The sequence below is a fragment of the Brevibacterium sp. XM4083 genome (genome assembly GCF_006489205.2).
Classification (GTDB): Bacteria; Actinomycetota; Actinomycetes; order Actinomycetales; family Brevibacteriaceae; genus Brevibacterium.
The window spans coordinates 63,264-89,386 of sequence record NZ_VFYR02000006.1; the positions used below are offsets into that span (position 1 = coordinate 63,264).

Consider the following 26,123-nt stretch of genomic DNA (forward strand, 5'->3'; position numbering starts at 1 on the left):
GCTGTTCCAGCAGGTCATCCCCCGCCGAGGCGGTCGCTCAGTCGATCGTGCCCGTGGCCACGAGCACGGCCGGACCCGCGAGGGTGACGGTTCCCTGGTCACCGCCCTCATCAGGGGTGATGCCGATGCGCAGGCGTCCCCCGGGGACGTCGACACGCCACTGCAACGGTGAGGTCGGTCCCGCCCAATGGTGGGCGGCGATGGCCGCCGCGCACGCCCCGGTGCCGCAGGATCGGGTCTCGCCGACTCCGCGTTCGGACACCCGCATGCGCAGAGCGCCTTCGCCTCCGGCGAGGTCGCTGCGGGCCGGTTCCATGACGATGAACTCGACGTTCGACCCTTGCGGGGGCACGGGGTCGAGGACGGGAGCGTCACGGAGGTCGGCTGCGGAAAGTTCGGCCGCCTCGGCGAGGGCGACGACGGTGTGCGGATTCCCCGTCTCGACGGAGAGCCCAGGTCGGGGGACGTCGATGCCGTCGGTGGTGACGAGGGTCTCGGCGGTCTCATCGATCGACCAACGGCCCATGTCGACGGTGTACCACGCGTCCTCGGGGCCTCCGGGGGCCGACGCCGTCGACGGCTCGGTCTCGCCGAGGGCCGGGTTGAGGGTGATGCGCACGGTCTTGACGCCGTCCCGGGTGCCGACTTTGATCTCCTCGCTGTCGGCGGGGACCCGGCTGGTCTCGAGCAGGGCATGGGCGAAGACGCGCACCCCGTTGCCGCACATCTCGGAGAGGCTGCCGTCGTGGTTGTAGTAGTCCATGAACCATTCGGCGCCGGCAGCGGCCTGCTCGTCGGCGCCGGGGATGCCGCTGTCGGCGGAGCGGACGATGCGGATGACGCCGTCGCCGCCGAGGCCCGTGCGCCGGTCGGCGAGCAGCGCGACGGTCTCGGGATGGAGGGTGAGGTCGCCGCCGTCATCCTCGAGGAGGACGAAGTCGTTCTCGGTGCCGTGGCCCTTGTGGAACCGGGTGCCGGCGAGTGCGGCGAACGGGGTATTCATGACTCCAGTCTAACGATGTCCAGGGCCCGGTCGAGCTTCGCCCCCGCCTCGGCGACTCCGGAGTCGATCCAGGTCACGCGCGGATCGCGCCGGAACCATGTGTCCTGGCGGCGGGCGAACTGGCGGGTGCGCACTATCGTCGATTCCCGGGCGGACTCGGCGTCGATGGCACCTGCGAGGTAGTCCTGGATCTGCGCGTAGCCGATCGCCCGCGACGCGGTCTTCCCGCGGGCGAGCCCCTGGTCGAGGAGGGTGCGGACCTCGTCGACCCACCCCGCGTCCCACATCAGACCGACGCGGGCGGCGATGCGCTCGTGCAGAGTGCTGCGGTCGAGGGCGAGGCCGATGTGGATCGTCGGTTCGATCGCCGTGTACTCAGGCAGCGACGCCGTGAAGGGCTGCCCCGTGAGCTCGATGACTTCGAGTGCCCGGACGATGCGGCGGACGTCGTTGACGGTGATCTTCTCCGCAGCCGCAGGGTCGAGGGAGGCGAGCTTCGCGTGGGCGGCCCACCGGTCGGCGTCGACCTCGGTCTCGAGGCGGGCGCGCACCTCCGCATCGGTGCCGGGGAAGTCCAGGTGGTCGGTTGCGGCACGAGCGTAGAGACCCGACCCGCCGACGAGGATGGGCCGGTGTCCGCGGGCGCGGATGTCGGTGATCGCGGCCCTCGCCTGTTCTTGGAAGGTCTGGACGTTCGCCTCATCAGTGACGTCAAGGATGTCGATGAGGTGGTGCGGGATTCCGCGGCGTTCGTCCGGCGGCAGCTTCGCCGTGCCGATGTCCATCCCGCGGTAGAACTGCATCGCATCCGTGTTGACGATCTCCCCGCCGAGGTGCGCGGCGAGGTCGAGGGCGAGATCGGACTTCCCCGTCGCCGTCGCTCCGACGACCGTAATGACGGGTGGGTGCTCGTGGGTCTCGGCGTGCTCGCCCATCTCAGTACTCGATCTCGGCGCAGAGGGTGCGGACGTCGTGGACGGTCGTGTCGACGATGATGGTCGTGCGGTGACGAGAGGTCGTCGTTGTCGTACCGAGCGCGCGACCGAGGAGGTCGAGGTCGGCGTGGACTGCCGCGGCCTTGCCGACGAGGTCGCGCAGTCGCTCGAGGTCACCGGCTCGCACGGCGTCGACGACGGCGGTGTCGAATTCGCGTGCCCCGGCCACCGGTGCCAGCGGTGAGTCCGCCGAGGCGGCCGCGGAGAGGTCGATCGGGATGAGGATGTCGTCACTGGAGCCCAGCGGTCCGATGGTCACGCCCGCATCATGCGCGTGGAGAGACGCGACGCTCAGTCCCGGGTGGGCGGTGACGCAGTGCTCGCGCTCGGCTTCGTCGAGCTCGGTCGCTGCCTCCACCCAGTCCGCCCCGTCGAGGCGTTTGCCCGTGCGGGTGTCGATGCCGCGGTCGATGCCGAACCCGCCGAGGCCGAGGAGTGTCGGGAGCATGTCGACGGGCAGGGCCCACCGGTCGGCTGAGGTCAGGGTCGCACGGATCCCGGCGCGCACCTCGGCGACGGACTCTGTCTCGGAGAGATCGACGTCGGGAAGGAGAACGGGGGCTGAGGGGATGAGCGCGAGGCGGCCCATCTCAGCTGCGGGGGCGGATCGTCGGCATGCCGAGGACCGTGGCACCGCCGGCCGATGAGCCAGGGCTCGGTGCGCCGCACGAGTCGGCCTGGGCGCGGTCGTAGGCGTCGCCGGCGCGGGAGGGGCGCACGCTGTACCCGGTGTCGGCGAGGAGGAAGTAGGGTTTGGCGTCGGTGACGGTCGCGGTGACGAAGTCGCCGGGTCGCGGTGCCGGTGTGCCGTCGGGAAGTCCGACGTGGACGAGGCGGTTGTCGGCGGCGCGACCGCTCAGGCGCGGGGAGTCGGCGCTCGGCAGACCGGTGACGAGGACGTCGACCTCGGTGCCGATGAGGGCCCGGTTCTCCTCCCACGCGATCTCGTCCTGGAGGGCGATGAGGCGTTCGAAGCGCTCCTGGACGACCTCTTTGGGCAGCTGGTCGGGCATCGTCGCGGCCGGGGTTCCCGGGCGGATCGAGTACTGGAAGGTGAAGGCCTGGGAGAAGCGGGCCCGGCGGACGATGTCCATTGTGCCTGCGAAGTCCTCCTCGGTCTCGCCGGGGAAGCCGACGATGATGTCGGTAGTGATCGCGGCGTTGGGGATGCGGTCGCGCACGGAGTCGAGGATGCGCATGAACCGGCTCGTCCGGTAGGAGCGGCGCATGGCTTTGAGGATCCGGTCGGACCCGGATTGCAGCGGCATGTGCAGCTGCGGCATGACGGTGGGGGTCTCGGCCATCGCTTCGATGACGTCGTCGGAGAACGCGGCCGGGTGCGGGCTGGTGAAGCGGACACGTTCGATGCCCTCGACGTTGCCGACGGCGCGCAGGAGCTTCGCGAACGCGCCCTTGTCCCGGAATTCGGCGCCGTAGGAATTGACGTTCTGGCCGAGCAGGGTGACTTCGACGACGCCGTCGGCGACGAGGGCTTCGACCTCGGCGAGGATGTCGCCGGGACGGCGGTCCTTCTCCTTGCCGCGCAGGCTCGGGACGATGCAGAACGTGCACGTGTTGTTGCAGCCGACGGAGATCGAGACCCAGCCGGAGTGCTGGGATTCGCGACGGCTCGGCAGAGTCGAAGGGAAGACGTCGAGGCTTTCGAGGATCTCGACTTGGGCCTCGTCGTTGTGGCGTGCGCGTTCGAGCAGCGCGGGCAGGGATCCCATGTTGTGGGTGCCGAAGACGACGTCGACCCAGGGGGCCTTCTTGACGATGGTGTCGCGGTCCTTCTGCGCCATGCATCCGCCGACGGCGATCTGCAGACCGGGGTGCTGCTCCTTGACCTTGGCGAGGCGGCCGAGGTTGCCGTAGAGACGGTTGTCGGCGTTCTCGCGCACCGCGCACGTGTTGAACACGACGACGTCGGCCTGGGATTCGACATCGGCGGGAACGTATCCGGCGTCGTCGAGGAGTCCGGACAGGCGTTCGGAGTCGTGGACGTTCATCTGGCAGCCGTAGGTCTTCACCTCGTAGCTGCGCGGGTGAGCGTCGGTGGCGTGCGGGGCGTCGATGAGTTCAGTCATGGCCCCACCATTCTACCGCCGTCGAGCACGCCACTGTCTCCGGCTCAGGTCTCAGCGAGGACCTCTCGAGTGACCTTGAGGCAGATCGTCGAGGAGAAGCCACGGCGGGCGAGCATCCCGAGGATGCGACGCTCGCGGACCTCATGGGCGAGACCCCGGGTCGAGCGCGCCTTCTTCTCGGCGACCTCGCGGGCGAGGTCCTCCTCGCCGTCGACCTCCTCGACGACCACGGCGATGGTCTCCTCGTCGATGCCCTTCTTCACCAGCTGTCGGCGCAGGGCCGAACGGGAGAGCTTCCGGCTCTCCCGCTGGGCTTTGGCGAACCGCTGGGCGAACTGGGTGTCGTCGAGGAGGTTCGAGCGCTCGAGCTTCGTGATGAGGCGGTCGGCGACCGCAGGGTCGATGTCGCGGCGCAGGAGCTTCTCGCGCAGCTCGGTCGACGAGTGGTCGCGCATCGCGAGCATGTTGAGCGCGGTCCTCTTCGCCTTCGCATACGCCTCGGCGAGTTCCGGAGAGTCCGCGAACGGCTCGTCGGGCACGGTACCGGCCGACTCCCCCGCGCTGGGACCCGCGCCGGGCACTCCCTGAGCGGAACGTGCCGAACCCGGCCCCGCCTCGGCGGATTCGGTCGAACCCACCGCACCCTCGGAACCGGTGCCCGACGTCTCCTCGGCGTCACCGGCGTCGAGTCGCGCGAAGAAGCCCGTCCCGCCGGCGGCCTGTCGAGACTCGAGGTCCGACAGGGCCCGGCGAAGGTCGGTGAGCGTCGTCGGGTCCTCGCTCATGGCCTCACGAGACCTCGACGTCGTCGGACTCCTCAGCGGCAGGAGCGTCGGCGGGATCCTCGTCGACCTTGATCAGCCCCATCTTGTGCTTGATCTTCAGCTCGATCTCCTCGGCGAGGCCGGGGTTGTCGCGGAGGAAGTTGCGGACGTTCTCCTTGCCCTGGCCCAGCTGGTCGCCGTCGTAGGTGAACCACGAACCGGACTTGCGGATGATCCCGTTGTCGACGCCCATGTCGATGAGGCTGCCTTCGCGGGAGATGCCGTGGCCGTAGAGGATGTCGAACTCGGCCTGCTTGAACGGCGGGGCAACCTTGTTCTTGACGATCTTCGCCCGAGTGCGGTTGCCGATCGCGTCCTGGCCCTCCTTGAGCGTCTCGATGCGGCGGACGTCGATGCGCACGGAGGCGTAGAACTTCAGCGCCTTGCCGCCCGAGGTGGTCTCGGGTGAGCCGAAGAAGACGCCGACCTTCTCACGGAGCTGGTTGATGAAGATCGCGGTGGTCTTCGACTGGGCGAGTGCTCCGGTGATCTTCCTCAGGGCCTGCGACATGAGGCGGGCCTGGAGGCCGACATGGCTGTCGCCCATCTCGCCCTCGATCTCGGCCTTGGGCACGAGCGCCGCCACCGAGTCGATGACGATGATGTCAAGGGCGCCGGAGCGGATGAGCATGTCGGCGATCTCGAGCGCCTGCTCACCGGTGTCGGGCTGGGACACGAGCAGCTGGTCGGTGTCGACGCCGAGCTTCTTCGCATACTCGGGGTCGAGGGCGTGCTCGGCGTCGATGAACGCAGCGATGCCGCCGGCCTTCTGCGCGTTCGCGACGGCGTGGAGGGCCACGGTCGTCTTACCGGAGGACTCCGGACCGTAGATCTCGACGACGCGGCCGCGCGGGAGACCGCCGATGCCCAGGGCGATGTCGAGGGAGACCGAACCCGTCGGGATCGACTCGATCGGCTCCCGGACTCCTTCGCCGAGGCGCATGATCGCGCCCTTGCCGTAGTTGCGGTCGATCTGTCCGAGGGCGGCGTCGAGGGCCTTCGACTTGTCGCCGCCGGTGGGGATCTGCAGGTTCTTGGGTGTACGCGCCATGACCTCTCCTAAGGTGTCGTTTCCTGTGAGACCAACGCTAGAAGACGGCACTGACATGAGGACAGAGGAGGATTCTCCCCTGTGGACAGTCGGCCACTCGTGGTCACAGGTCCCGTGATTCGCTCACCAGCATAGCCCATATGGGAACAGGTGTTCGATATATGTCGGCGTGTCGGGCGAAGATCTGTCCGAACCACCAGGCATGCCGCAGCCCCGGATGAGGTCAGAACGGCGTCGACCGGGGCTTCTCCTTGCCGAGGCGACGGGAATCGGGGACGCCCATCGAATCGCACACGGCGATCCAGATGTCGCGGGGTTCGATGCCGCGACGGAACGCCTCGGCGGCGGTGATCGACCCGATGCTGCTCAGGGTGAGGTCGGTGTGGAGTGAGGCCGCGCGAGCCTCACCGAACTCCTCATTCATGAGGGTCCAGTAGAGGGTGTGGCGCATTACGGCTTGGCTGCCAGCCGCGGAGACGGATATCCGCCGGGGTGTCCGAGGATCTTGTCCGAGAGCTCCTGCGGGATGGTGTCCGGGATCTCGACGCCCTCTGCCAGGGCGAAGCGATCGGAGACCTCGGTGAGCAGCGCCGAGACGGGGAGATCGAGGGCTTCGCAGATCGCCGACAGGAGTTCGGAAGAGGCTTCCTTCTGTCCGCGTTCGATCTCGCTGAGGTAGCCGAGCGAGACGCTGGCTCCCGTGGAGACATCGCGCAGCGTCCGTCCCTGACGGCGGCGAGCGGAACGCAGGGCGTCGCCGATTTCAACTCTCAGTAACATTGTGCGTCCCTCCCTTTGCTCGCGCGATCGTGCATTCAACTTTACAGCCCGGCCGCGCGGACGCGCCAACCTGGGCGGGTGAGATCGGGGTATTGCCAGTCCTTTCGGAGAAACCGGCACGGTGGCATTTCAGTGCGTATGTCATGTTGATGAGACAACCGCTGAGACAGGGAACTTATTCCGCGCTCATTCACCGCCGGGACCGAAGGCGAGTTTCGTCGTGAACTCGCCGAGGCGCTCGACCATGGTCTCGACCGTGGCCCGCCGGATCGCCTCCCGGTCCCCCGTGAAGTGATGCTCGAGGACTTCTGCTCGGGAGCCGAAGGCGACAGCCGTGAAGACGAGTCCGACCTCCTTGCCGTCCTGCGGATCGGGTCCGGCGACCCCGGTGCACGAGACCCCGATGTCGGCGATGCAGGCGCGAGCGGCTCCGACGGCCATCTCCGCGGCGACGTGCGGGTCGACGGGTCCGGTCTCCTCGAGACGGTCGGCATCGACCCCGGCAAGGGTCGCTTTGAGGTCGGTGGCATAGGTGACGAGTCCCCCGCGGACGACCGCGGAGGCGCCGGGGACGTCGACGAGAGTGGAGATGAAGCGTCCCGCGGTGAGCGATTCCGCCGAGGCGACCGAGAGTCCCAGCCGCGTGCACGTGGCGATGATGCCCCGGCACGTCGCGAGAAGGTCAGCGGCCATCGTCGGACTGTGACTGGCCCGGAGTGCCGTCATCGCGAGTGCCACCAGGGTTGCGTTCGCCGAGGTTGCCGCCGCTGTCCGCATTGCCGGCAGGTGCGCCTGCCTCCCCCGCATGCGCGGCGCGGGCGAGCTTCGCCGCCTGGATGCAGTAGTCGACGCCGGTGACGATCGTGACGATGATCGCGGCGACGAGGACGAGCCACGCGATGACGAGGAGGACGACGGCGACGACACCGGGCACGAGGAACGCGAGCGGCTTCCACAGGAGCAGGAGGCCGATCGCCACGGTCTGGAGGACGGTCTTGATCTTGCCGCCGCGGGAGGCGGGCATGACGGCGATGCGGATCATGAAGAACCGCAGCACCGTGATGCCGAGTTCACGGACGAGGATGATCACGGGCACCCACCACGGGACCTCGCCGACGACGGCGAGGCCGATGAGAGCCGCTGCCATGAGCGACTTGTCGGCGATGGGGTCGGCGATCTTGCCGAAGTCCGTGATGAGGTTGTACTTGCGAGCGAGGTCGCCGTCGATCTTGTCGGTGAGCATCGCGAGCAGGAACACCGCGAGCGCCCACCACCGCGTCGTCATGTTCTGCCCGCCATCGCCCAGAAGCAAGACGAGGAAGACGGGAACGAGCAGGATCCGCACGACCGTCAGCGCGTTGGGGAGGTTCCAGTTGCTCGGGGCGGCCTCGGGTGGGGTCTCAGCTCGTTCGTTCACACCTCAACCCTATCGGAGACCCCTGGCAATGAGACGGAGCCGACCGCCCATCGTGGGCGATCGACTCCGCAATCGTTATGCCGGCCGCGTCACAGCGGCCCGTGGCCTCAGCGGCCGGTGAGCTGCCAGGCGTCCTCTCCCGAGGCCTCGACGACCTCGAGTCCCGTCTCCGGGTCGATGTCGCCGACCCGCAGATCCTCGGCATGGCCGACGCCGTTGCCGTAGCGGTCCTCCCTCGCCGAGGCGGTCCCCCGACTGTCATCGGACGCACCGTACTCGTCGCCGGAGTCACCGTAGTCGTCGTCGAAGTCCTCGGCGAAGTCATCGGCAGCCGAGGCACCCGCGGAGGGACCTGCCGCCTCGGCGGGTGGGGTCTCCCCCTTGATGACGGCCAGGGTCGCCGGCAGATCCTCGGGGCGGACGAGGACGTCGCGGGCCTTCGATCCCTCGGAGGGGCCGACGATGCCGCGGGACTCCATGAGGTCCATGAGGCGACCGGCCTTCGCGAAGCCGACACGGAGCTTGCGCTGGAGCATCGAGGTCGACCCGAACTGGGTGGTGACGACCTGTTCGGCGGCCTGGAGGAGGAGTTCGAGGTCGTCGCCGATCTCCTCGTCGATCTGCTTCTTCGGCGCCTCGACGGCGACGTCCTCGCGGTAGTTCGGGGTGAGCTGGCCCTTGACGTGCTCGACGACCTTCTCGATCTCCGATTCGTTCACCCACGCACCCTGGACGCGCATCGGCTTCGCCGCACCCATCGGCAGGAACAGGGCGTCACCCTGACCGATGAGCTTCTCCGCACCGGGCTGGTCGAGGACGACACGGGAGTCGGCGAGCGAGGACGTCGCGAACGCGAGCCGGGAGGGCACGTTGGCCTTGATGAGGCCGGTGACGACGTCGACGCTGGGACGCTGGGTGGCGAGCACGAGGTGGATGCCGGCGGCGCGGGCGAGCTGCGTGATCCGCTGGATCGAGGCCTCGACGTCGCGGGGGGCGACCATCATGAGGTCGGCGAGCTCGTCGACGACGACGAGGAGGTACGGGTAGGGCTGGAGGACCCGCTCGGACCCGGGCGGCACCTGCACGCGGCCCTCGCGGACGGCCTTGTTGAACTCCTTGATGTGCTTGAAGCCGAAGTTCGCGAGGTCGTCGTAGCGGGCGTCCATCTCGCGCACGACCCATTCGAGCGCCTCGGCGGCCTTCTTCGGGTTCGTGATGATCGGCGTGATGAGGTGCGGGATGCCCTCGTAGATCGTCAGCTCCACGCGCTTGGGGTCGACGAGGATCATGCGCACCTCGTCGGGGGTCGCGCGCATCATGATCGAGGTGATCATCGAGTTGACGAAGCTCGACTTACCGGCACCGGTGGCACCGGCGACGAGGAGGTGGGGCATCTTCGAGAGGTCGGCGACGACGAATCCGCCTTCGACGTCCTTGCCCACGCCCATGACCATCGGGTGGTCGGTCTTGCGTGCGGCCTTCGAGCGGAGCACATCGCCGAGGGCGACGTTCTCGCGGTCCGAGTTCGGGATCTCGATGCCGATCGCCTTCTTGCCGGGGATCGGCGAGAGGATGCGGACGTCGGCGCTGGCCACGGCGTAGGCGATGTTCTTCGACAGCGCGGTGACCTTCTCGACCTTCGTGCCCGCACCGAGTTCGACCTCGTACCGGGTGACCGTGGGTCCGCGGGAGAACCCGGTGACCTGGGCGTCGATCTTGAACTGCTCGAGGACGTCGCGCAGGGCCTCGACGACGCGGTCGTTGGCCTCGGAGCGCTCCTTCGCGGGCGGTCCGGGGACGAGGTAGTCCGAGTTCGGCAGGGTGTAGGTGACGTCGCCGGCGAGGGTGAGCTGTTCGACGCGTTCGGGCAGCTGCTCGGTCGGGGGCGGTGCCGGGGTGTTTGTCGTCGGCACCGGCGCCGAGGCGGCAGCGGAGTTCGCGGTGTGCGCGACGGTCGGCGCGTCCTCCATGCCGATGGCCTTCTTGAGCGCCGAGGCCTCGCGTTCGGCCTTCGTCGGGCGGCGCTCCCCGGGCTTGAACTGGGGTTCGGTCTCGATGACCGTGGTCGCGGCCTCCTCGTCGGAGACCTCCTCTTCGCGGATGTAGGCCTTGTCGTAGGCCTTGTCGGCGAGGTCGTCGTCGACGGGGGTGTCGAGCTCGGGGATCTCGGTCTTCTTCTTCCGGCTGCGGCGCTTGGCGCCCATGACCGGTTTGAGGCTCGAGGTATGGGTGTTCTCGGCCACGAGATCGGTCGAGTTCGCCTCGGCGGTGTCGGCATCCTCGGCGTTCGGGGTCGGCCGGGCTCCGCCGGTCAGGCGCTGGTAAAGCGCGGTGAGCCGGGTCGGGATCGCGCGGACCGGGGTCGCGGTGACGACGAGGAGGGAGAAGAGTCCGAGGAGGACGAGCAGGGGGACGGCGACGTAGACGGTCGTGGCGATGACGAGCGGGGAGGAGATGACGAAGCCGAGCGCTCCGCCGCCGTTGGCCATCGCCTCGCGGGAGTTGACGAAGCTCGGGTTGCCCGCGGCGATGTGGGCGAGTCCGGCCGCCGAGAGGAGCAGCAGGACGATGCCGATGAGGATCCGGTTGTTGCCGCGGTTGTCGTCGCCGCGGAGGAAGAGGCGGATCGCATAGGCGAGGAAGACCACCGGCAGGGCGAGTGCGACGCGGCCGAAGGTGCCTTCGACGACGTTGCGGACCACATCGCTGATCGCGCCGGGGATGTTCCACCATTCGAAGGCGGCGATGACGATCGAGAGCCCGACGAGGAAGAAGGCCGTGCCGTCCCTCTTCGTCGGTGACTGCTCGTCCGGTTCGTCACTGAGGATCTTTCGCGCACGGTTTCCGGCCATGTGGGCCACTCCCCTCCACGCACCGGTGACAACGTTTGTCCCGGGGTCTTCGGTCCCCGCTTGTCCGGAACCGCCCTTCGCCTTGGAGGCCGCCTTAGAGGCAGAGCGCTTTCCGGTACCAGAAGCGGGGGAAGTCGTTCTGGTCGCCATGCTCCATATCCTAGGGCGATTCGGCGCGCGGGGCCTGCAAATCCGGAGGTCTCGGCGCGCCTTGAGGGTCGTGTTGCTTCGACGCGGTGATCCGACAAAAACGCGGTCTGCTAACCGCGTTTTTGTCGGATCACCGCGTCGGTGTTCGGAGGGGCGTCGCGTCACCGCGTTTGTGTCGGATCACCGCGTCGGTGGCTGCTCGTCGTCGGGGCCGCCGAGGCGGTCGCCGGGAGAACTGGTGCGCGCGCTCGGGTGCATGGCGACGAAGACCGCCCACTCGCGCGCCTCGGCGCCGTCACTGCGGGCAGCGGAGTTCCGGGAGCGGAAGTCCTCGAGCAGGTCCTCGAGTCGCTGCCGGAACTCGTCGACCTCCTCAGCGGTGAGCATCGCGGCCATCCGACTCATCGTCCGCTCCTCATACGGAGCTGCCGAGAACTCCGCGGAGAACGCATCGATCATCGGGTTCGTCACGTCACCGGCGTCGATGAACCAGCTCTTGCCGGTCGCGAGGTACGGGATCTCCCGTGCGCCGCGGCGACCGCGGCGCACCTCCTGGGCCGCGAGGAACCCGGTGTCGGCGAGCATCCGCACGTGGTGGAGGGAGGTCGCAGGATTGAGCCCGGTCGCCTCGGCGATCTCACGGTTGGTCAGCGCCTCATTGAGGCACAGGCGCAGGATCCGGAGCCGCACACTCGAGGCGAGCGCCTTTGCCTCTGCGTCGGTGGCGTCGCGGCGCTCGATCGCCACGGCGACACGCTCGGCGTCGCGGGTGGGGCGCTCGGCGTCGCGGGTGGGGCGCTCGGCGTCGCGGGTGGGGCGCTCGGCGCCGCGGGTCAGGGGCTCGCTGTCGCGGCCAGTGCTTGGCGGTGGGCCTTCTCGCCCCTCGCCAGGCATTGCCGGCTTCGCGTTCATGGCGTCTCCGCATTCATGCCGTCAACGCTAGCCAACGGTTGAGAGAAGTCAATCACTTCGTAATGGGGCATTGTCCGCCGAGCGCAGTGGTGTCAGACTACTGATTGAGAGAACTCAATCACTGCTGTGATTCCCGCTGACTCGAAGAAGAGCCCATGAGCACAGACGACGCTACTGATCCGCCGACTACACCGGTGCCGACGACACCGCCCCCGATGCCTTCACCGCTGCCCGCACCGGCCTCTCAGTCAGAGCCGGCGGAATCGTGCCCGAGCACCACTCCCCCGGACTCACCGTCGAACGCAAGCACGTCGTCAAGCAGCATGCCCCCGACAGCACCGTCGAGCGACACTGCGACACAGACCGAGCCAAGGTCCTCACCCGCGGACAGCGCTCTGCCGACTTCGTCGTCGAGCTCTGGCTCTCCGACCGGACCACGCTCTCTGTGGCGCCACCACGACTTCCGGCAGCTGTGGATGGGCGACACTGTCTCCGTCTTCGGCAACCAGCTCGTCCTCTTCGCCCTCCCTCTCATCGCCGTGCAGCTGCTCGAGGCGAACGCGTTCGAGATGGGCGTCCTCGCCGCGCTCGAGAACGCCGCCTTCCTCCTCATCAGCCTCCCGGCCGGCGCTTGGGTCGACCGGATGCGCAAGCAGCAGGTCATCGTCGCAGGCGATCTGCTCCGCGCCGCGTTCCTCCTCACGATCCCGCTCGCGTGGGCGCTCGACCTGCTCACCATGGTCCAGCTCTGCATCGTCGCAGCATGCGTCGGCGTCGTCACCGTCTTCTTCGACGTCGCGAACCAGTCCTATCTGCCCGAGATCGTCGCGGGCGACCAGATCGGCGACGGCAACGGCAAACTTCAGGCGAGCCAGCAGACCGCCCTCGTCGTCGGCCCCTCGACGGCGTCAGGACTTGTCGGCCTCATCGGCGGACCACTGACGATCGCGGTGACGAGCGTGTGCATGGGACTCTCGAGCCTCTTCGTCAGCCGCATCCGCCACCGCGAAGACACGCCACAGCCCGACAGCAGACCGACGCTCGTCGCCGACATCCGCGAGGGCCTCGCCTTCGTCTTCGGACACCCGCTGCTGCGCCGGATCGTCGCATGCACGGGCCTGTCGAACTTCGCCTCCTCGGCGATCTTCGCACTCCTCGTCCTCTACGCGCTGCGCACCCTCGACCTCAACCAGTTCCAACTCGGACTCGTCATGTCCCTTGGTGCCGTCGGCGGCATCGTCGGGGCACTGAGTTCGTCGTGGGTGCAGAAGGTTATCGGCGAGGGCCGCTCGATCGCGGTCTCGGCGACGCTGTCCGGCCTCACCTCACTCGCCGTCCCCCTCGCCTCCGTCCTCCCGTCGCTGCCGACGCTGCTCATCGGGTGGCTCGTCCTCTCATGCTGCGTCGTCGTCTACAACGTCACGCAGGTGAGCTTCCGCCAGCGGCTGTGCCCGAAGCCGCTGCTCGGGCGGATGAACGCCTCGATCCGCTTCCTCGTGTGGGGTCCGATGCCCGTGGGCGCGTTCCTCGGCGGGACCATCGCGCAGGGGATCGGCATCGTTGCCACACTGTGGATCTTCGCGGGCCTCGCCGTGCTCTCCGCCCTGCCGGTGCTCATCTCCCCGCTGGTCGGGATGCGCACGCTCCCCCGCGAACTCGACGCCCTCGCCGACTCCACGACGACATCGTGACCCCGGCCCCGCCTCGGCGAGGGAACACCACTGGACCACATCGACAACAACGCGGTGACACAACCGACCAGAAACAACAACGCGGTGATCCGGCAAAAACGCGGTCTGCTAACCGCGTTTTTGTCGGATCACCGCGTCGGTGGTTGCGGAGTGTCGGATCACCGCGTCGGTGCCGCCTGATCGCCGGACGACGCCCGCGCCTCAGGCCTCAGGCCTCGGACCTCAGGCCATCTTCGCGTACGCGGGCAGGGTGAGGAAGTCGACGTAGTCGGGGGCGACGGCCACGGAGAGGAAGAGGTCGGTGGCGTCCTTCCAGTCGGATTCGTCACCGGGAAGCTTCGCGACCTCCTCGGCGACGAGCTTCTCGACGAGCTCCCGAGTGACCTTCTCACCGGTGTCGAGTTCGACGCCTGCGTCGAGCCACTGCCACACCTGGGAGCGGGAGATCTCGGCGGTCGCCGCATCCTCCATGAGCCCGTGGATGGCGACCGCACCGTTGCCCTCGAGCCACGCCCGCAGGTACTGGATGCCGACGCTGATGTTCGTCCGCAGCCCCGCCTCGGTGATGGCACCCGGGGTGGACTTGACGTCGAGGAGCTCGGCGGCGGTGACGGAGACGTCCTCGCGCTTGTTGTCGATCTGGTTGGGCTTGTCGCCGAGGGTCTCGGTGAAGACCTCCTTGCACAGGGCGACCATGCCCGGGTGAGCGACCCACGAGCCGTCGAAGCCGTTGCCGGCCTCACGGGACTTGTCCTCGCGGACCTTGGCGAACGCCGCCTCGTTGGCCTCGGGATCCTTGGCCGGGACGAACGCGCTCATGCCGCCGATCGCATGCGCCCCGCGCTTGTGGCACGTGCGCACGAGCAGCTCGGTGTAGGCGCGCATGAAGGGCACCGTCATCGTCACGTCCGAACGGTCGGGCAGGAGGTAGTCGGAGCCGCGGGAGCGGAAGTTCTTGATGACGGAGAAGATGTAGTCCCAGCGGCCGGCGTTGAGGCCCGCGGAGTGCTCGCGGAGTTCGTAGAGGATCTCCTCCATCTCGAACGCCGCCGGATAGGTCTCGATGAGCACGGTCGCGCGGATCGTACCGCGGGCGAGGCCGAAGGAGTCCTCAGCGTGCTCGAAGACCTGGTTCCACAGGCGCGCCTCGAGGTGGGACTCCATCTTCGCAAGGTAGAAGTACGGGCCCTTGCCCTTCTCGATCTGGAGCTGCCCGGCGGTGGCGAAGTAGAGCGCGAAGTCGACGAGCGACCCCGAGGTCTCCTCACCGTCGACGAGGATGTGCTTCTCCGGCATGTGCCACCCGCGGGGGCGGACGACGATCGTCGGCAGCTCCTCGTCGGGGGCGAGCGTGTACTCCTTGCCCTCGGGCGAGGTGAAGTCGATCTCGCGGGTGAGGGCGTCGAGGAGGTTGATCTGACCGCCGATGACCGAGTCCCACTGCGGGGTGTTCGCGTCCTCCTGGTCGGCCAGCCACACCTTCGCGCCCGAGTTGAGCGCGTTGATCGTCATCTTCTTGTACGTCGGGCCGGTGACCTCGACGCGACGGTCCTCGAGGCCGGGCGCAGGCGGGGCGACCTGCCAGGTCTCGTCCTCGCGGATCTCCTTGGTCTCGGGAAGGAAGTCGAGGTCGGCGCCGTTCGCGATCTCCTGCTGGCGCACCCGTCGGGCCTCGAGACGCTCGAGGCGGTCCCCGTTGAATTTCCGGTGCAGCTCGGCGATGAGCTCGAGCGCCTGCGGGGTGAGCACCTTCTCCGCCCCGTCGGGCAGCTCGCCCCTGATCTCCATCCCTGCGGGAACGTCGAGGTTCTCGATATGAGCAGTCATCGGTGGTTCTCCTTCTACAGCACCTCTGCGGTGCGTCGAGTATCGCTGGCAACGGGGTTTGACCGGCGAAACTTTCACATCGTGAAATTTATTGTTCACACACCGAAAAGACTATGACGTGATCCACGTCTCGTCAAACCTCTGCCGGAGCCGTGTCCGCACACCCCCTCGCCGAGGCGGGACCACCCCGAGTCGCCCCGTTCCCGGCGTCGGCGTCGGGGACCCCGGACGGGTGCCCAGCACCGGGGGGCCGCGTGCCTGCACCCCGCGTCGGGGACCGGGGGCGCCGGTCTCCGCGTCGGGCGAGGCGGCGCGGTTCTCAGTGACTGTGGCCGTCGCGTCCGAGCGAGGTCACCGGCGCCGCGCCGTGCCGCGTCCACTGGGGAACCGGGCGAGATGTCGGGCCCCATGTGGCCCGTCCCGCGTCGTCGGTGCGCCAGTACCATCCGACCGGCGACCCGCGTCCGCCGACGGGCGATCCCGCGTCGGGGACCTCAGGCCAGTCCTCGGGCACGTCCTCCCACCCCTCGCGCCGACCCAAGGGAGTCATGTCGAGGAGACCGAGGAACCCGGTCACCGGTTCGACACCCCGTCCGGTCGTCGAATACGTGAGGAACACCCGGTCGCCTCGGCGAACGAAGCTGAGCAGGGACCCCATGTCCCCACCGAGCGGTTCGTCGAGACCGCGGACGGAGAACCACGGCTGCTCGTATCCCATGAAGTGGACGTACGGGCGGACCTCGGACCACGCCCCGGAGGTGAGGACGGCGAAGGAGACGCCGCGGGCGTTGAGGTAGACGGAGTCCTGGAGGCTCCATGCCACGGCGGTGCAGCCTTCGCACTGACCCTGGTGGGGTGCGCCGTCGTACCACATGTGCTTGTAGACGATGAGTTCGTCGCGGCCGTCGAAGAGCTCGCGGAAGGCGACGGCGCCGTCCTCGCCATGGACCTCGGCGTCACCGTCGATCTCGACCATCGGCAGGGTGCGACGGGCGGCGGCGATGGCGTCCGCCTCGGCGGTGTGGGCCTTCTCCCGGTCGAGCAGCCGGGCCCGGGCGTCGCGCCACGTGTCGGCGTCGACGACCTCGGGCAGGCCGGGAATCGTCTCGTCTGACTCTCTGGGGATGAACGTCATGAGCTCCGACTCCTTCGTCAGCCGCGGGCAGCCGACTGCCAGCGGTGCGCTGTGTGCGAGCGAGCGGCCCACGCCCCTGGTGGAGGTCCCCAGCCGGAGTTCTCCGGGTGGAGCTCTCCCGCCGGAGATCGTGTGACGCCCGACACTGACGACATTATCGGCCCTGGCGAGCCGACTCAAGACCCACAGGCGACCTTGGCGTCCGGACCAGGCCGGTTGGGAGGATGGGCTGGCGGCCACGGTGACGGTCGGGCGGGCACAGCTGGGCCGCCTCGGCGGGGGGGGTGGGGGCCGCCTCGGAGCGGGTGGGTGAGTTGCCTCGCCGGGGATGGCCGGGCCGCATCGGCGGACACGGCTGGGCCGCCTCGGCGGGGGGCGGCGGGCCACCTCGGCGGACCGATGACGCCACCCGACCGATCGACCTCACCCCGCCTCGGCGAGCGGACTGCACCCTTGACCAGGGACATCGGTCCGGGCAAAGATGACACCAGAGGCCGTGCCCACCGCGGCTCCCCTACCAGTGGCAGCGTCGCCACGGATCGGAACGACGATGGACAACCTTGCCGTGGCCGCGCTCCTCGCGCTCACCCCGATCCTGCTCGCAGGCGTCCTCCTCATCGGCTTCCGCTGGCCGGCGAAGTACGCGATGCCGATCGGACTCATCGCTGCAGCCCTCGTCGCGAACTTCGCGTGGCAGATCGAATGGGTGACGATCGCCGCCTCCGTCGTCCAGGGCCTGCTCGTGGCGATCGGGCTGCTGTGGATCGTCTTCGGCGCGCTCCTCCTGCTCGCGACGATCACCCGGTCCGGGGCGATCGAGACGATCCGCGCAGGATTCGTCTCGATCTCCCCCGACCGGCGGGTCCAGGTCATCATCGTCGCATGGCTCTTCGGCTCCTTCATCGAAGGCGCCGCGGGCTTCGGCACTCCGGCGGCCGTCGTCGCTCCGCTCATGCTCGCCCTCGGGTTCCCCGCGATCGCCGCTGTGCTCGCCGGGCTCATCATCCAGTCGACGCCGGTGAGCTTCGGTGCCGTGGGCACGCCGATGGTCGTCGGCATCGGCACCGGCCTCGCGCAGGAGGACGGGAGCATGTCGCCTGACGTCGCCGCCCGCGCCGCCCAGCTCGGACTCGACCAGTCGCAGTTCGTCGCCCACACCGCCGTCCAGGTCGCGCTCATCCACGCGGTGTGCGGCATCCTCATCCCGCTGCTGCTCGCATGCCTGATGACCGGGTTCTTCGGGGAGCGGCGCCGCTTCGCCGACGGGCTCGCCGTCGCACCGTTCGCGATCTACTCGGCTCTGGCGATGATCGTGCCCTACCTCCTCGTCGCGAGGTTCCTCGGCCCTGAGTTCCCCTCCCTGCTCGGCGGCCTCATCGGGCTGGCCATCGTCGTCACCACCTCCCGGATGGGCTTCCTCATGCCGAAGCAGACCTGGGACTTCGCGCCCCGGTCGATGTGGCCGGCCTTCTGGATGGGCACCGTCGACCCCGCCGACGAGGCCGCCCACCTGCAGAAGAAGATGTCACTGGCCCGAGCCTGGGCGCCCTACCTCATCGTCGTCGCCCTCCTCCTCATCACCCGCAACGTGCCCCCGATCAAGGAGTTCCTCAACGGGCCGGCCGTGATCAAGATCGAGGGGATCTTCGGCACCCCCATCAACCAGAACATGGATCTGCTCTGGTCGCCCGGCGCGATCTTCGCCCTCGCGTGCGGACTGACCTACCTCATCCACCGAATGACGAAGGAGCAGATCGGGTCGTCGTGGCGGATCGCCGGTGGCCAGATCGCCGGGGCCGCCGTCGCCCTGCTGTGCTCCCTGCCGCTCGTGCGCGTGTTCATCAACTCCGGGTCGGACTACAACAACGCGGGCCTCGATTCGATGCCGGTCACCCTCGCCGAGGCGGCCGCCTCCACCGTCGGCGACGCCTGGCCCTTGCTCGCCCCCTTCATCGGGGCGCTCGGCGCATTCGTGGCGGGATCGAACACGGTCTCGAACATCATGTTCTCCCAGTTCCAGTTCTCCACCGGCGTCGCGATCGGTGCGGCCTCGCCGGAGACGGTGGTGGCCGCACAGGCCGTCGGCGGGGCGGCGGGAAACATGGTCGCCGTCCACAACGTCGTGGCCGCCTCGGCGACGGTCGGTCTCATCGGGCGCGAGGGCGAGCTCATCCGGCGCACGTCGATCCCCATGCTCGTCTACGCGCTCACTGCCGGGGCTCTCGCATTCATTGGCATCAACGGCCTGGGCGCGAATGCGGGCACGGTGGTGCTCAGCGCGGTCGTCGTCGGCCTCATCGTCCTCGTCGTCCTCGCGCGGAAGTCGGCAGGAAAGCCGCTCGTCGCGAACGCCTGACGTGGTGGGCACTGGGCGCGAGCGGGCGCTCAGCCTGACGCCGGCGGGCGCCGGCACCTCTCTCACCCCGCGACTTGAGGACCCGCAGTGTCGATTCGGGTGTCCAGAATCGACACTGGGCGTCCTCGACTCCGGGCAATCCGCCCGCCATGCCGCCGCACACACGGCCCGAAACGGCAAAAGCGCGGTGAACCGACACTAACGCGGTGAAATCACCACGCGCGTGTCGGCTCACCGCGCTCAAGCAGCACCCAGCGGTCGCCGACAAGCGACCGGCCGCGGGCGACCGCGCAGATCCTCAGACGATGACGACCATGGGGACGATCATCGGCTTGCGCCGCAGCTTCGAGGACACCCAGCGCCCGACCGTGCGGCGCACGACCTGCTGGAGCTGGTACTGGTCCGTCGTACCCGACTCGAGGGCCTCCTCGACGGCCTTGGTCACCTTGGGGATGATCGAGTCGAAGACGGAGTCGTTCTCGGCGACGCCGCGGGCATGGATCTCAGGGCCGGCGATGAGCGTCTTCGTCTGCGAGTTCACGGCGAGGAAGATCGTCACGAAGCCCTCACCGGCGAGCACGAGACGGTCCTTGAGGTCCGCCTCGGTGATCTCACCGACGGACGAACCGTCGACGAAGACGTAGTTGCAGTCGACGGCACCGACCACCTCGGCGTGGCCGTCCTTGAGGTCGACGACCCAACCGTCGTCAGCGAGGACGATGTTGTCGGGGTCGACCCCGGTCGCCTCGGCGTGGCGGGCGTTGGCGAGCAGGTGTCGCCACTCGCCGTGGACGGGCATGACGCCGCGGGGCTTGACGATGTTGTAGCAGTAGAGGAGCTCGCCGCCGGACGCGTGACCGGAGACGTGGACCTTCGCATCGGCCTTCGAGATCACCTTCGCGCCGAGCTTCATGAGGCCGTTGATGACCTTGAACACGGAGTTCTCGTTGCCGGGGATGAGCGAGGAGGCGAGGATGACGGTGTCGCCGTCGCCGACCTCGATGCGGTGGTTGCGGTTGGCCATGCGGGAGAGCGCTGCCATCGGCTCGCCCTGGGACCCGGTGCACATGAGCACGACCTGGTCGTCGGGCAGGTCGTCGACGTCCTTGATGTCGATGAGCACGCCCTTGGGCACGTCGAGGTAGCCGAGGTCGGCGGCGATCTTCATGTTGCGCACCATCGACCGGCCGACGAGGGCGACCTTGCGTCCGTGCGCGCTCGCGGCGTTGAGCACCTGCTGCACGCGGTGGACGTGCGAGGAGAACGAGGCGACGATGATGCGGCGCTCGGCGTGGCCGAAGAGGTTCTCGAGCACCGGGCCGATGTCCTTCTCGAGCGCGGTGAAGCCGGGGACCTCGGCGTTCGTCGAGTCCGTCATGAACAGGTCGACGCCCTCCTCGCCGAGGCGGGCGAAGGCGCGCAGGTCCGTGATCCGGCCGTCGAGCGGGAGCTGGTCCATCTTGAAGTCACCGGTGTGGAGGATGTTGCCGGCACCGGTGCGGATGAAGACGGCGAGCGCGTCGGGGATCGAGTGGTTGACGGCGACGAACTCGAGGTCGAAGGGCCCGAGCTGGTCGGTGTCACCGGCCGCGACGACGCGGGTGATCGGCTTGATCCGGTGCTCCTTGAGCTTCGCCTCGATGAGCGCGATCGTCAGCTTCGAGCCGAGGATCGGGATGTCGGGCTTGCGCTTGAGGAGGTAGGGCACGGCTCCGATGTGGTCCTCGTGGCCGTGGGTGAGGACGAGGCCGACGATGTCGTCGAGGCGGTCGTCGAGGTAGGAGAAGTCGGGGAGGATGAGGTCGACGCCGGGCTGCTCCTCCTCGGGGAAGAGGACGCCGGCGTCGACGATGAGGATCTTGCCGTGGTATTCGAACACGGTCATGTTGCGCCCGACCTCGCCGAGGCCGCCGAGGGCGACGATGCGGACCGCTTCCGGGTCCATCTTCGGCGGTGGACCGAGCTCTTGGGTCAATGCGTTATTCACTGAGGTAACCACTCCTGGTCAGTTGGGCGGTGACGAACGCCGTCTGCTCCTCATCTGCTGGGAGCAGCGGCATCCGGGTACCGCGGTTGGTCAGTATTCCCTGGGCCTGCAATGCGGCCTTCGCCGAGATCACTCCCGGCATGTGGTTCATGAGGGCGTCGACGACGCCGGCGGTCTCGTAGCTCAGCCGCCTCGCTGTGTCGAGGTCGTTGTCGTAGACGGCCTGGACCATCGCCGCGAAGCGGTCGGAGCACACGTGTCCGGCGACGGAGACGAGTCCGAGGGCGCCGATGGCCAGTAGCGGAAGGTTGAGGGCGTCCTCCCCCGAGTAGTAGACGAGGGACGATTCGGCCATCACCGTCTGCGAGGCGAAGAGGTCGCCCTTGGCGTCCTTGACCGCGAGGATGTTCGGGTGGTCGGCGAGTCCGAGGAGCGTCTCCGTCGTGATCGGCACCCCGGAGCGACCGGGGATGTCGTAGAGCATGACGGGCAGGTCCGTGGAGTCCGCCGCCGCCCGCATGTGCGCGGCGATCGCCGGCTGCGTCGGCTTCGAGTAGTAAGGGGTGACGACGAGGAGGCCGTCCGCGCCGGCGGCTGCCGAGCGCTCACTGAGGTCAACCGTGTGCGCGGTGACATTGTTCCCGGTGCCGGCGATGAGCTTCGCGCGGGTGCCCACGGCACCGCGGACGACGCGGAGGAGTTCGATCTTCTCGTCGTCGGTCGTCGTCGGGGACTCCCCCGTGGTGCCGGAGACGACGAGCATGTCGTTGCCGAGGTTCACGAGGTGGTCGGCGACCTTCTCCACGCCCGCCCAGTCGATGGTCCCGTCGTCGTTGAACGGAGTCACCATTGCCGTGCCGACGGTGCCGAACGCTTCGATCGCGGCGGTCGCCGCACTGTCCCCGAGAATCGCCATGGAACCAGGATACCGCCGCCGCCCTCACCTGCGGGGAACCGGTCCAGGCGCGCCGAGGTGGTCGGCTGAGACGCAGATCACATAGGCTGTGCTCACGCCCCGTGACGACTGCACCGAAGGAGAGTTCGATGAGCCGCACACGCATCCGCGATTTCCACGACGACGACCTCGACGGGATCGTCCGCCTCTGGGAGGCGGCGCAGGCCTCCCCCGCCGCCCCCGTCTATTCGCTGCCCGAGGTCATCGCGTCGTGCCAGAACGACCATGCCGTCGTCGCCGTCCGCGGTGAGGAGATCGTCGGTGCCGCCGTCGGCCGGGCCGCGCACGCCCAGGGGTGGATCGTCTTCTTCCATGTCCTCGCCGAGGTGGCCGATGAGTCCGGACAGGGTGAGCACGCCGAGGCGGGGCTGCTTGACGCCCTCGAACGCCATTTCATGCCGCTGGGGCTGGGGAAGCTCTCGATCCTCGTGCCTGAGGAGTCCCCGGCGTTCGCGGGGCTCGAGTCCAACGGCTTCCAGGTCCGCTCGCAGCTGCGCTATCTCGAACGGCAGATGCCGGTGCAGCGGCGCGAGCTCGATCTGCTCCGCAGCGTCGGCGGCCGCATCCTCCCCCGCCATCTGTGGGATGCGGTGAGCGGAATGCAGGAGGAGAAGGACATGCTCGAGGATCGTCTCGTCGTGCCCCTGTCCGAACCCGACCTCGCCGATCACTTCGGTGTCGTCCCACCACGGGCGGTCATGCTCTTCGGTCCTCCCGGCACCGGGAAGACGACGTTTGCGAAGGCGGTGGCCTCCCGTCTCGACTGGCCGTTCGTCGAGCTCTTCCCCTCCCGCCTGTCCGGGGAGCCCGGTGGGGTGGCCGCGGGTCTGCGGACCTCGTTCGAGCAGATCGGCGAGCTCGAGCATGCGGTCGTCTTCATCGACGAGGTCGAGGAGATCGCCTCGAAGCGCGGCGGCGAACCGCCGTCGCCGACCCAGGGGGTGACGAACGAGCTCCTCAAACAGGTCGCGGAGTTCCGGGACCGGGAGGGCCGGCTGCTCATCTGTGCGACGAACTTCGTCCGGGCCCTCGACGCCGCATTCCTCCGGCATGGCCGCTTCGACTACGTCATCCCCATCGGCCTGCCCGACGAGACCGCCCGGCACGCCATCTGGTCCCGCTACATCCCCGACCACGTCATCGGCGACATCGACGTCGACGCACTCGTCGATGCCAGCAGCGGGCTCACCCCGGCCGACATCGAGTACGCGGCCAGACGGGCCTCGCAGGAGGCCTTGGCCGCCTCGCTCGGCAAGGACCGGGTGCCCATCGACGCCCGCACGGACGTGCTCACGACGGAGAACTACCTCGACGCGCTGCGGGCGACCAGGGCGACCGTGTCCGAGGAGACGGCCCGGGAGTTCCGCGACGACGTCCAGACCATCGCCAGGCTCTGACAGCGGGGCTCGGCCAGTGCCGGACTGAGGCCCGGGGCGAGCCGCGTCAGTGCAGCGCTGATGCCAGGGTGAGCCGCGTCACCGGTGAGCCGCCGCTGCGGCGTCGACGCCGAGGAGCGACGCGGCCGTCGCTTCGAGCGACGTGCTCATCCGGTCGGGTCGCAAGTCGGTCCGTCCCGCCGCGACGGCGAGATCGAAACCGTCGATCTGCGCGATGAGGGTGTCGACGATGAGGTCGATGCCGATGCGCGGGGTGAAGGAGCCCTCGGCGATTCCCCCTGCGATGAGATCACGGAGGTGGGTCCGCCACCCGGCGAACACCTCGGCGACGGAATCCTTGAGAACGGGACTGCGGCGGGATGCGGCGACGAGTTCGACCCAGACGATCGCCCGCTGCTCGTGGGACCCGACGGTCGGGACGGCGGCGAAGGTCGACCGGAGCCGCTGCCATGCGGTCCCCGATCCGCCGGAGAGGTCCGCGATCGCCGCGATGACGGCTCGGCTGTGGGCGGAGAACGCCTCGACGAGGAGGTCGTCGCGGGAGGCGAAGTAGTACTGGACCGTGCCGACGGAGACTCCGGCACCGGCGGCGACGTCCTTCATCCGCACGTTCTCGGGTCCGCGCCGGACGATCTCGTCGATCGTCGCCTCGAGGATCGCCGAGCGTCTCGCGGCAACCTCGGCGGGGTCGAGCTGAGGTCGCGGGCTCACGCTCCGACCGCCTCGGTGCGGGAGAGGTTTGTCGCGGCGACGAGCCCTTCGTAGACGGCCTCTTCGACGGTGCGCGGGGCCAGGGCATCGCCGATGACCGTGACGTCCGCTCCCCTGAAGTCGAGGTCCGGGGTGGACGAACGGGGCGCGGCGGAGACGAGGGTCGCCGTCACCCCCGCGACCTCGTGGACGATCTCGCACAGCGTCGACTGGAGGTAGCCCGTGTCCTCGTCGATGCCGACCAGGCGCGCGTCGGCCAGGAACTCGACCCCGGCCCGCATCGCCTGCGAGACGAGCAAGGTGCGCGTGTACTGCTGGATCGCTGCTCCCGCGAAGTTCGCGGCGGTGGCGAGCGTGACGGGCCGGCCCGCCTCGGCGAGGCGCAGCGCGATTCCCAACCCGATCCAGTCGCCCTTCCAGTCGGCGACGAGGATGCGCCCGGTCGGCAGGGTCGGCTCCTCGGTGAGGTAGGTGCGGGCCCCGATGACGAGGGCGTCGTCGGCGATCTCGAGAGCGGGCATCCGCTCGACGGCGCCGGTGGCGACGATGACATGATCGGGGGCGAGATCGTCGAGGACGTCCTGGGTCACCGGCGTCGACGTGCGCAGCTCGGCTCCGGCGCGGGCCGCCTCGGCGGTCAGGTTCGTCGCGGCCCCACCGAACTCCGCCCGGTACGGCAGGGTCTGGGCGAGCAGGACGGCCCCGCCGAGGTGGGGCTTCGCTTCACAGACGACGACGTCGTGTCCTGCTTCGGCGGCGACGGCGGCTGCCTTGAGACCGCCCGGTCCCCCGCCGATGACGAGGACGCGCTCGGCCCGGCGCACGCGCGGGCGGGGCAGGAAGGTGAGCTCGCGGCCGGTCTCAGGGTGCTGGATGCACGAGATGGGCACGCCCATCTGGAAGTGGCCGATGCAGGCCTGGTTGCAGCCGATGCACGCGCGGATCTCGTCGACGGCGTCGCGCGCGGACTTCTCTGCGATGTCCGGGTCGCAGATCATCGCCCGGGTCATGATCGCCATATCGGTGCGGCCTTCGGCGATCGCCGCTTCGGCCTCGTGCGGCTGGTTGATCCGGCCGGCGACCATGACCGGCCTGTCGGTGACCTTCTTCACCTGTGCGGACAGGGTCGTCGCGTATCCCGGGTCGATCTGCATCGAGGGGACGATGTGGACGGCGCCCTGGAGGGTCGAGGAGTCCCCGGCGGTCACGGAGTAGTAGTCGAGACAGTCGAGGGCATCGAGGTGGCCGATGAGGTCGAGGATCTCGTCGGCGACGAGGCCGTCCTCGGTCTTCTCCTCCCCGGAGATCCGCAGGCCGACGACGACATCGTCGCCGACTGCGGCGCGGACGCCCTCGACGACCTCGGTGAGGAAGCGGCGTCGGTTCTCCGGGGTTCCGCCGTAGTCGTCGGTGCGGGTGTTGATGCGCGGGTTGAAGAACTGGATGGGCAGGTAGCCGTGGCTGGCGACGATCTCGACGCCGTCGATGCCGCTCGAGGCGATCCGCGCCGCGGAGTCCGCGTACCCGGCGATGATGTCCTTGACCGTGGCGGTGCTCAGGGCTTCGGGGACGACTCTGAACCGCTCCTCCGGGACGTCGCTCGGAGCGACGGCACGGGGTGCCATGCCCTGGTCGCCGTCCATGACCTCGCGGCCGGGGTGGAAGAGCTGGGCGAAGATCGTCGCGCCGTGGCGGTGGACGGCCTCGGCGACGGCGCGATAGCCGGGGATCGCGGAGTCATCGGTGGCCATGAGGACGTGGTTGGTGTAGCGGGCGGTCTCGTGGACGCCGGAGACCTGGAGGACGATGAGTCCGCAGCCTCCCTGTGCCCGGGCCTCGTGGTAGGCGACGAGGTCGGGGCCGATCTGCCCATGGTCGGCGAGGACCGTGTCATGACCGGATGAGACGATGCGGTTTCGGATGGTCCGAGGACCCAGGGTGATCGGCTCGAAGAGGTGCGGAAAGAGGTGAGACATGGATCGTCCTTGATGCA

General features: G+C 68.7%; 21 protein-coding genes. 3 read left to right on the forward strand and 18 right to left on the reverse strand.

Annotated features, from left to right (window positions below; translation table 11 throughout):
• Positions 1-37: 37 nt before the first annotated feature.
• The 12 genes from dapF to FJ887_RS17180 all read right to left on the reverse strand — a co-directional run bounded on the left by dapF (position 38) and on the right by FJ887_RS17180 (position 12,071).
• Complete coding sequence (gene dapF / locus FJ887_RS17125; RefSeq protein WP_140955768.1) at positions 38-1,003, reverse strand: diaminopimelate epimerase; 966 nt, start codon at positions 1,001-1,003, stop codon at positions 38-40.
• Positions 1,000-1,938 carry a tRNA (adenosine(37)-N6)-dimethylallyltransferase MiaA gene (gene miaA / locus FJ887_RS17130; RefSeq protein ID WP_140955767.1) on the reverse strand — a complete coding sequence of 313 codons (939 nt, stop codon included), beginning with the start codon at positions 1,936-1,938 and terminating at the stop codon, positions 1,000-1,002. The genes dapF and miaA overlap by 4 nt, the downstream gene beginning before the upstream one ends.
• Position 1,939: 1 nt before the next feature.
• On the reverse strand, positions 1,940-2,587 hold the full coding sequence (locus tag FJ887_RS17135) for a hypothetical protein (RefSeq protein ID WP_095376495.1): 648 nt from the start codon (positions 2,585-2,587) through the stop codon (positions 1,940-1,942).
• 1 nt (position 2,588) lies between these two features.
• Positions 2,589-4,085 carry a tRNA (N6-isopentenyl adenosine(37)-C2)-methylthiotransferase MiaB gene (miaB, locus tag FJ887_RS17140; RefSeq protein ID WP_063250561.1) on the reverse strand — a complete coding sequence of 499 codons (1,497 nt, stop codon included), beginning with the start codon at positions 4,083-4,085 and terminating at the stop codon, positions 2,589-2,591.
• A 44-nt stretch (positions 4,086-4,129) separates the two neighbouring features.
• Positions 4,130-4,870 carry a regulatory protein RecX gene (locus tag FJ887_RS17145; RefSeq protein ID WP_095376493.1) on the reverse strand — a complete coding sequence of 247 codons (741 nt, stop codon included), beginning with the start codon at positions 4,868-4,870 and terminating at the stop codon, positions 4,130-4,132.
• Positions 4,871-4,874: 4 nt separating this feature from the next.
• On the reverse strand, positions 4,875-5,960 hold the full coding sequence (recA, locus tag FJ887_RS17150) for a recombinase RecA (protein WP_009378512.1): 1,086 nt from the start codon (positions 5,958-5,960) through the stop codon (positions 4,875-4,877).
• A gap of 223 nt (positions 5,961-6,183) precedes the next feature.
• Entirely contained in the window at positions 6,184-6,411 is a 228-nt protein-coding gene (locus tag FJ887_RS17155; RefSeq protein ID WP_063250563.1) for a DUF3046 domain-containing protein, read from the reverse strand.
• A complete protein-coding gene (locus FJ887_RS17160; protein ID WP_373270486.1) occupies positions 6,411-6,779 on the reverse strand; it encodes a helix-turn-helix domain-containing protein in 369 nt (122 codons plus the stop codon). The genes FJ887_RS17155 and FJ887_RS17160 overlap by 1 nt, the downstream gene beginning before the upstream one ends.
• Before the next feature lie 147 nt (positions 6,780-6,926).
• Complete coding sequence (locus FJ887_RS17165; protein ID WP_063250564.1) at positions 6,927-7,433, reverse strand: CinA family protein; 507 nt, start codon at positions 7,431-7,433, stop codon at positions 6,927-6,929.
• Positions 7,423-8,157 carry a CDP-diacylglycerol--glycerol-3-phosphate 3-phosphatidyltransferase gene (gene pgsA, locus FJ887_RS17170; protein ID WP_131248106.1) on the reverse strand — a complete coding sequence of 245 codons (735 nt, stop codon included), beginning with the start codon at positions 8,155-8,157 and terminating at the stop codon, positions 7,423-7,425. The genes FJ887_RS17165 and pgsA overlap by 11 nt, the downstream gene beginning before the upstream one ends.
• Before the next feature lie 107 nt (positions 8,158-8,264).
• Positions 8,265-11,009: a DNA translocase FtsK gene (locus tag FJ887_RS17175; RefSeq protein ID WP_140955766.1), complete on the reverse strand. Its 2,745-nt coding sequence runs from the start codon at positions 11,007-11,009 to the stop codon at positions 8,265-8,267.
• Between the two features lie 330 nt (positions 11,010-11,339).
• Positions 11,340-12,071, reverse strand: a complete 732-nt coding sequence (locus FJ887_RS17180) for an ArsR/SmtB family transcription factor (RefSeq protein WP_082835024.1) — start codon at positions 12,069-12,071, stop codon at positions 11,340-11,342.
• 443 nt (positions 12,072-12,514) lie between these two features.
• Between FJ887_RS17180 and FJ887_RS17185 the strand changes: the two genes are divergently transcribed.
• On the forward strand, positions 12,515-13,762 hold the full coding sequence (locus tag FJ887_RS17185) for an MFS transporter (RefSeq protein WP_259823303.1): 1,248 nt from the start codon (positions 12,515-12,517) through the stop codon (positions 13,760-13,762).
• 222 nt (positions 13,763-13,984) lie between these two features.
• Here FJ887_RS17185 and aceB read toward each other — a convergent pair whose 3' ends face one another.
• The gene (gene aceB, locus FJ887_RS17190) at positions 13,985-15,589 is read right to left on the reverse strand and encodes a malate synthase A (protein ID WP_095376491.1); all 1,605 of its coding nucleotides are present in this window, start codon (positions 15,587-15,589) and stop codon (positions 13,985-13,987) included.
• Between the two features lie 319 nt (positions 15,590-15,908).
• Positions 15,909-16,724 (reverse strand): DUF899 family protein, encoded by an 816-nt coding sequence (locus FJ887_RS17195; protein WP_009378495.1) that lies wholly within the window; start codon positions 16,722-16,724, stop codon positions 15,909-15,911.
• A gap of 550 nt (positions 16,725-17,274) precedes the next feature.
• On the opposite strand from FJ887_RS17195, the gene FJ887_RS17200 reads away from it, so the two are divergent.
• Entirely contained in the window at positions 17,275-19,080 is a 1,806-nt protein-coding gene (locus FJ887_RS17200) for an L-lactate permease (protein WP_140955765.1), read from the forward strand.
• A gap of 298 nt (positions 19,081-19,378) precedes the next feature.
• On the opposite strand, the gene FJ887_RS17205 is transcribed toward FJ887_RS17200, so the two are convergent.
• Both FJ887_RS17205 and dapA read right to left on the reverse strand, forming a co-directional pair.
• Positions 19,379-21,025, reverse strand: a complete 1,647-nt coding sequence (locus FJ887_RS17205) for a ribonuclease J (protein ID WP_009378488.1) — start codon at positions 21,023-21,025, stop codon at positions 19,379-19,381.
• 34 nt (positions 21,026-21,059) lie between these two features.
• Positions 21,060-21,983 carry a 4-hydroxy-tetrahydrodipicolinate synthase gene (gene dapA / locus FJ887_RS17210; RefSeq protein WP_009378486.1) on the reverse strand — a complete coding sequence of 308 codons (924 nt, stop codon included), beginning with the start codon at positions 21,981-21,983 and terminating at the stop codon, positions 21,060-21,062.
• 128 nt (positions 21,984-22,111) lie between these two features.
• Here dapA and FJ887_RS17215 point away from each other — a divergent pair, with 128 nt between their 5' ends.
• Positions 22,112-23,419: an ATP-binding protein gene (locus FJ887_RS17215; RefSeq protein WP_063249006.1), complete on the forward strand. Its 1,308-nt coding sequence runs from the start codon at positions 22,112-22,114 to the stop codon at positions 23,417-23,419.
• A gap of 78 nt (positions 23,420-23,497) precedes the next feature.
• Here FJ887_RS17215 and FJ887_RS17220 read toward each other — a convergent pair whose 3' ends face one another.
• Both FJ887_RS17220 and FJ887_RS17225 read right to left on the reverse strand, forming a co-directional pair.
• Positions 23,498-24,130: a TetR/AcrR family transcriptional regulator gene (locus tag FJ887_RS17220; protein WP_009378480.1), complete on the reverse strand. Its 633-nt coding sequence runs from the start codon at positions 24,128-24,130 to the stop codon at positions 23,498-23,500.
• Positions 24,127-26,106, reverse strand: coding sequence for an oxidoreductase (locus tag FJ887_RS17225; RefSeq protein WP_063249007.1), 1,980 nt, complete (start codon positions 26,104-26,106; stop codon positions 24,127-24,129). The genes FJ887_RS17220 and FJ887_RS17225 overlap by 4 nt, the downstream gene beginning before the upstream one ends.
• Positions 26,107-26,123: the final 17 nt, after the last annotated feature.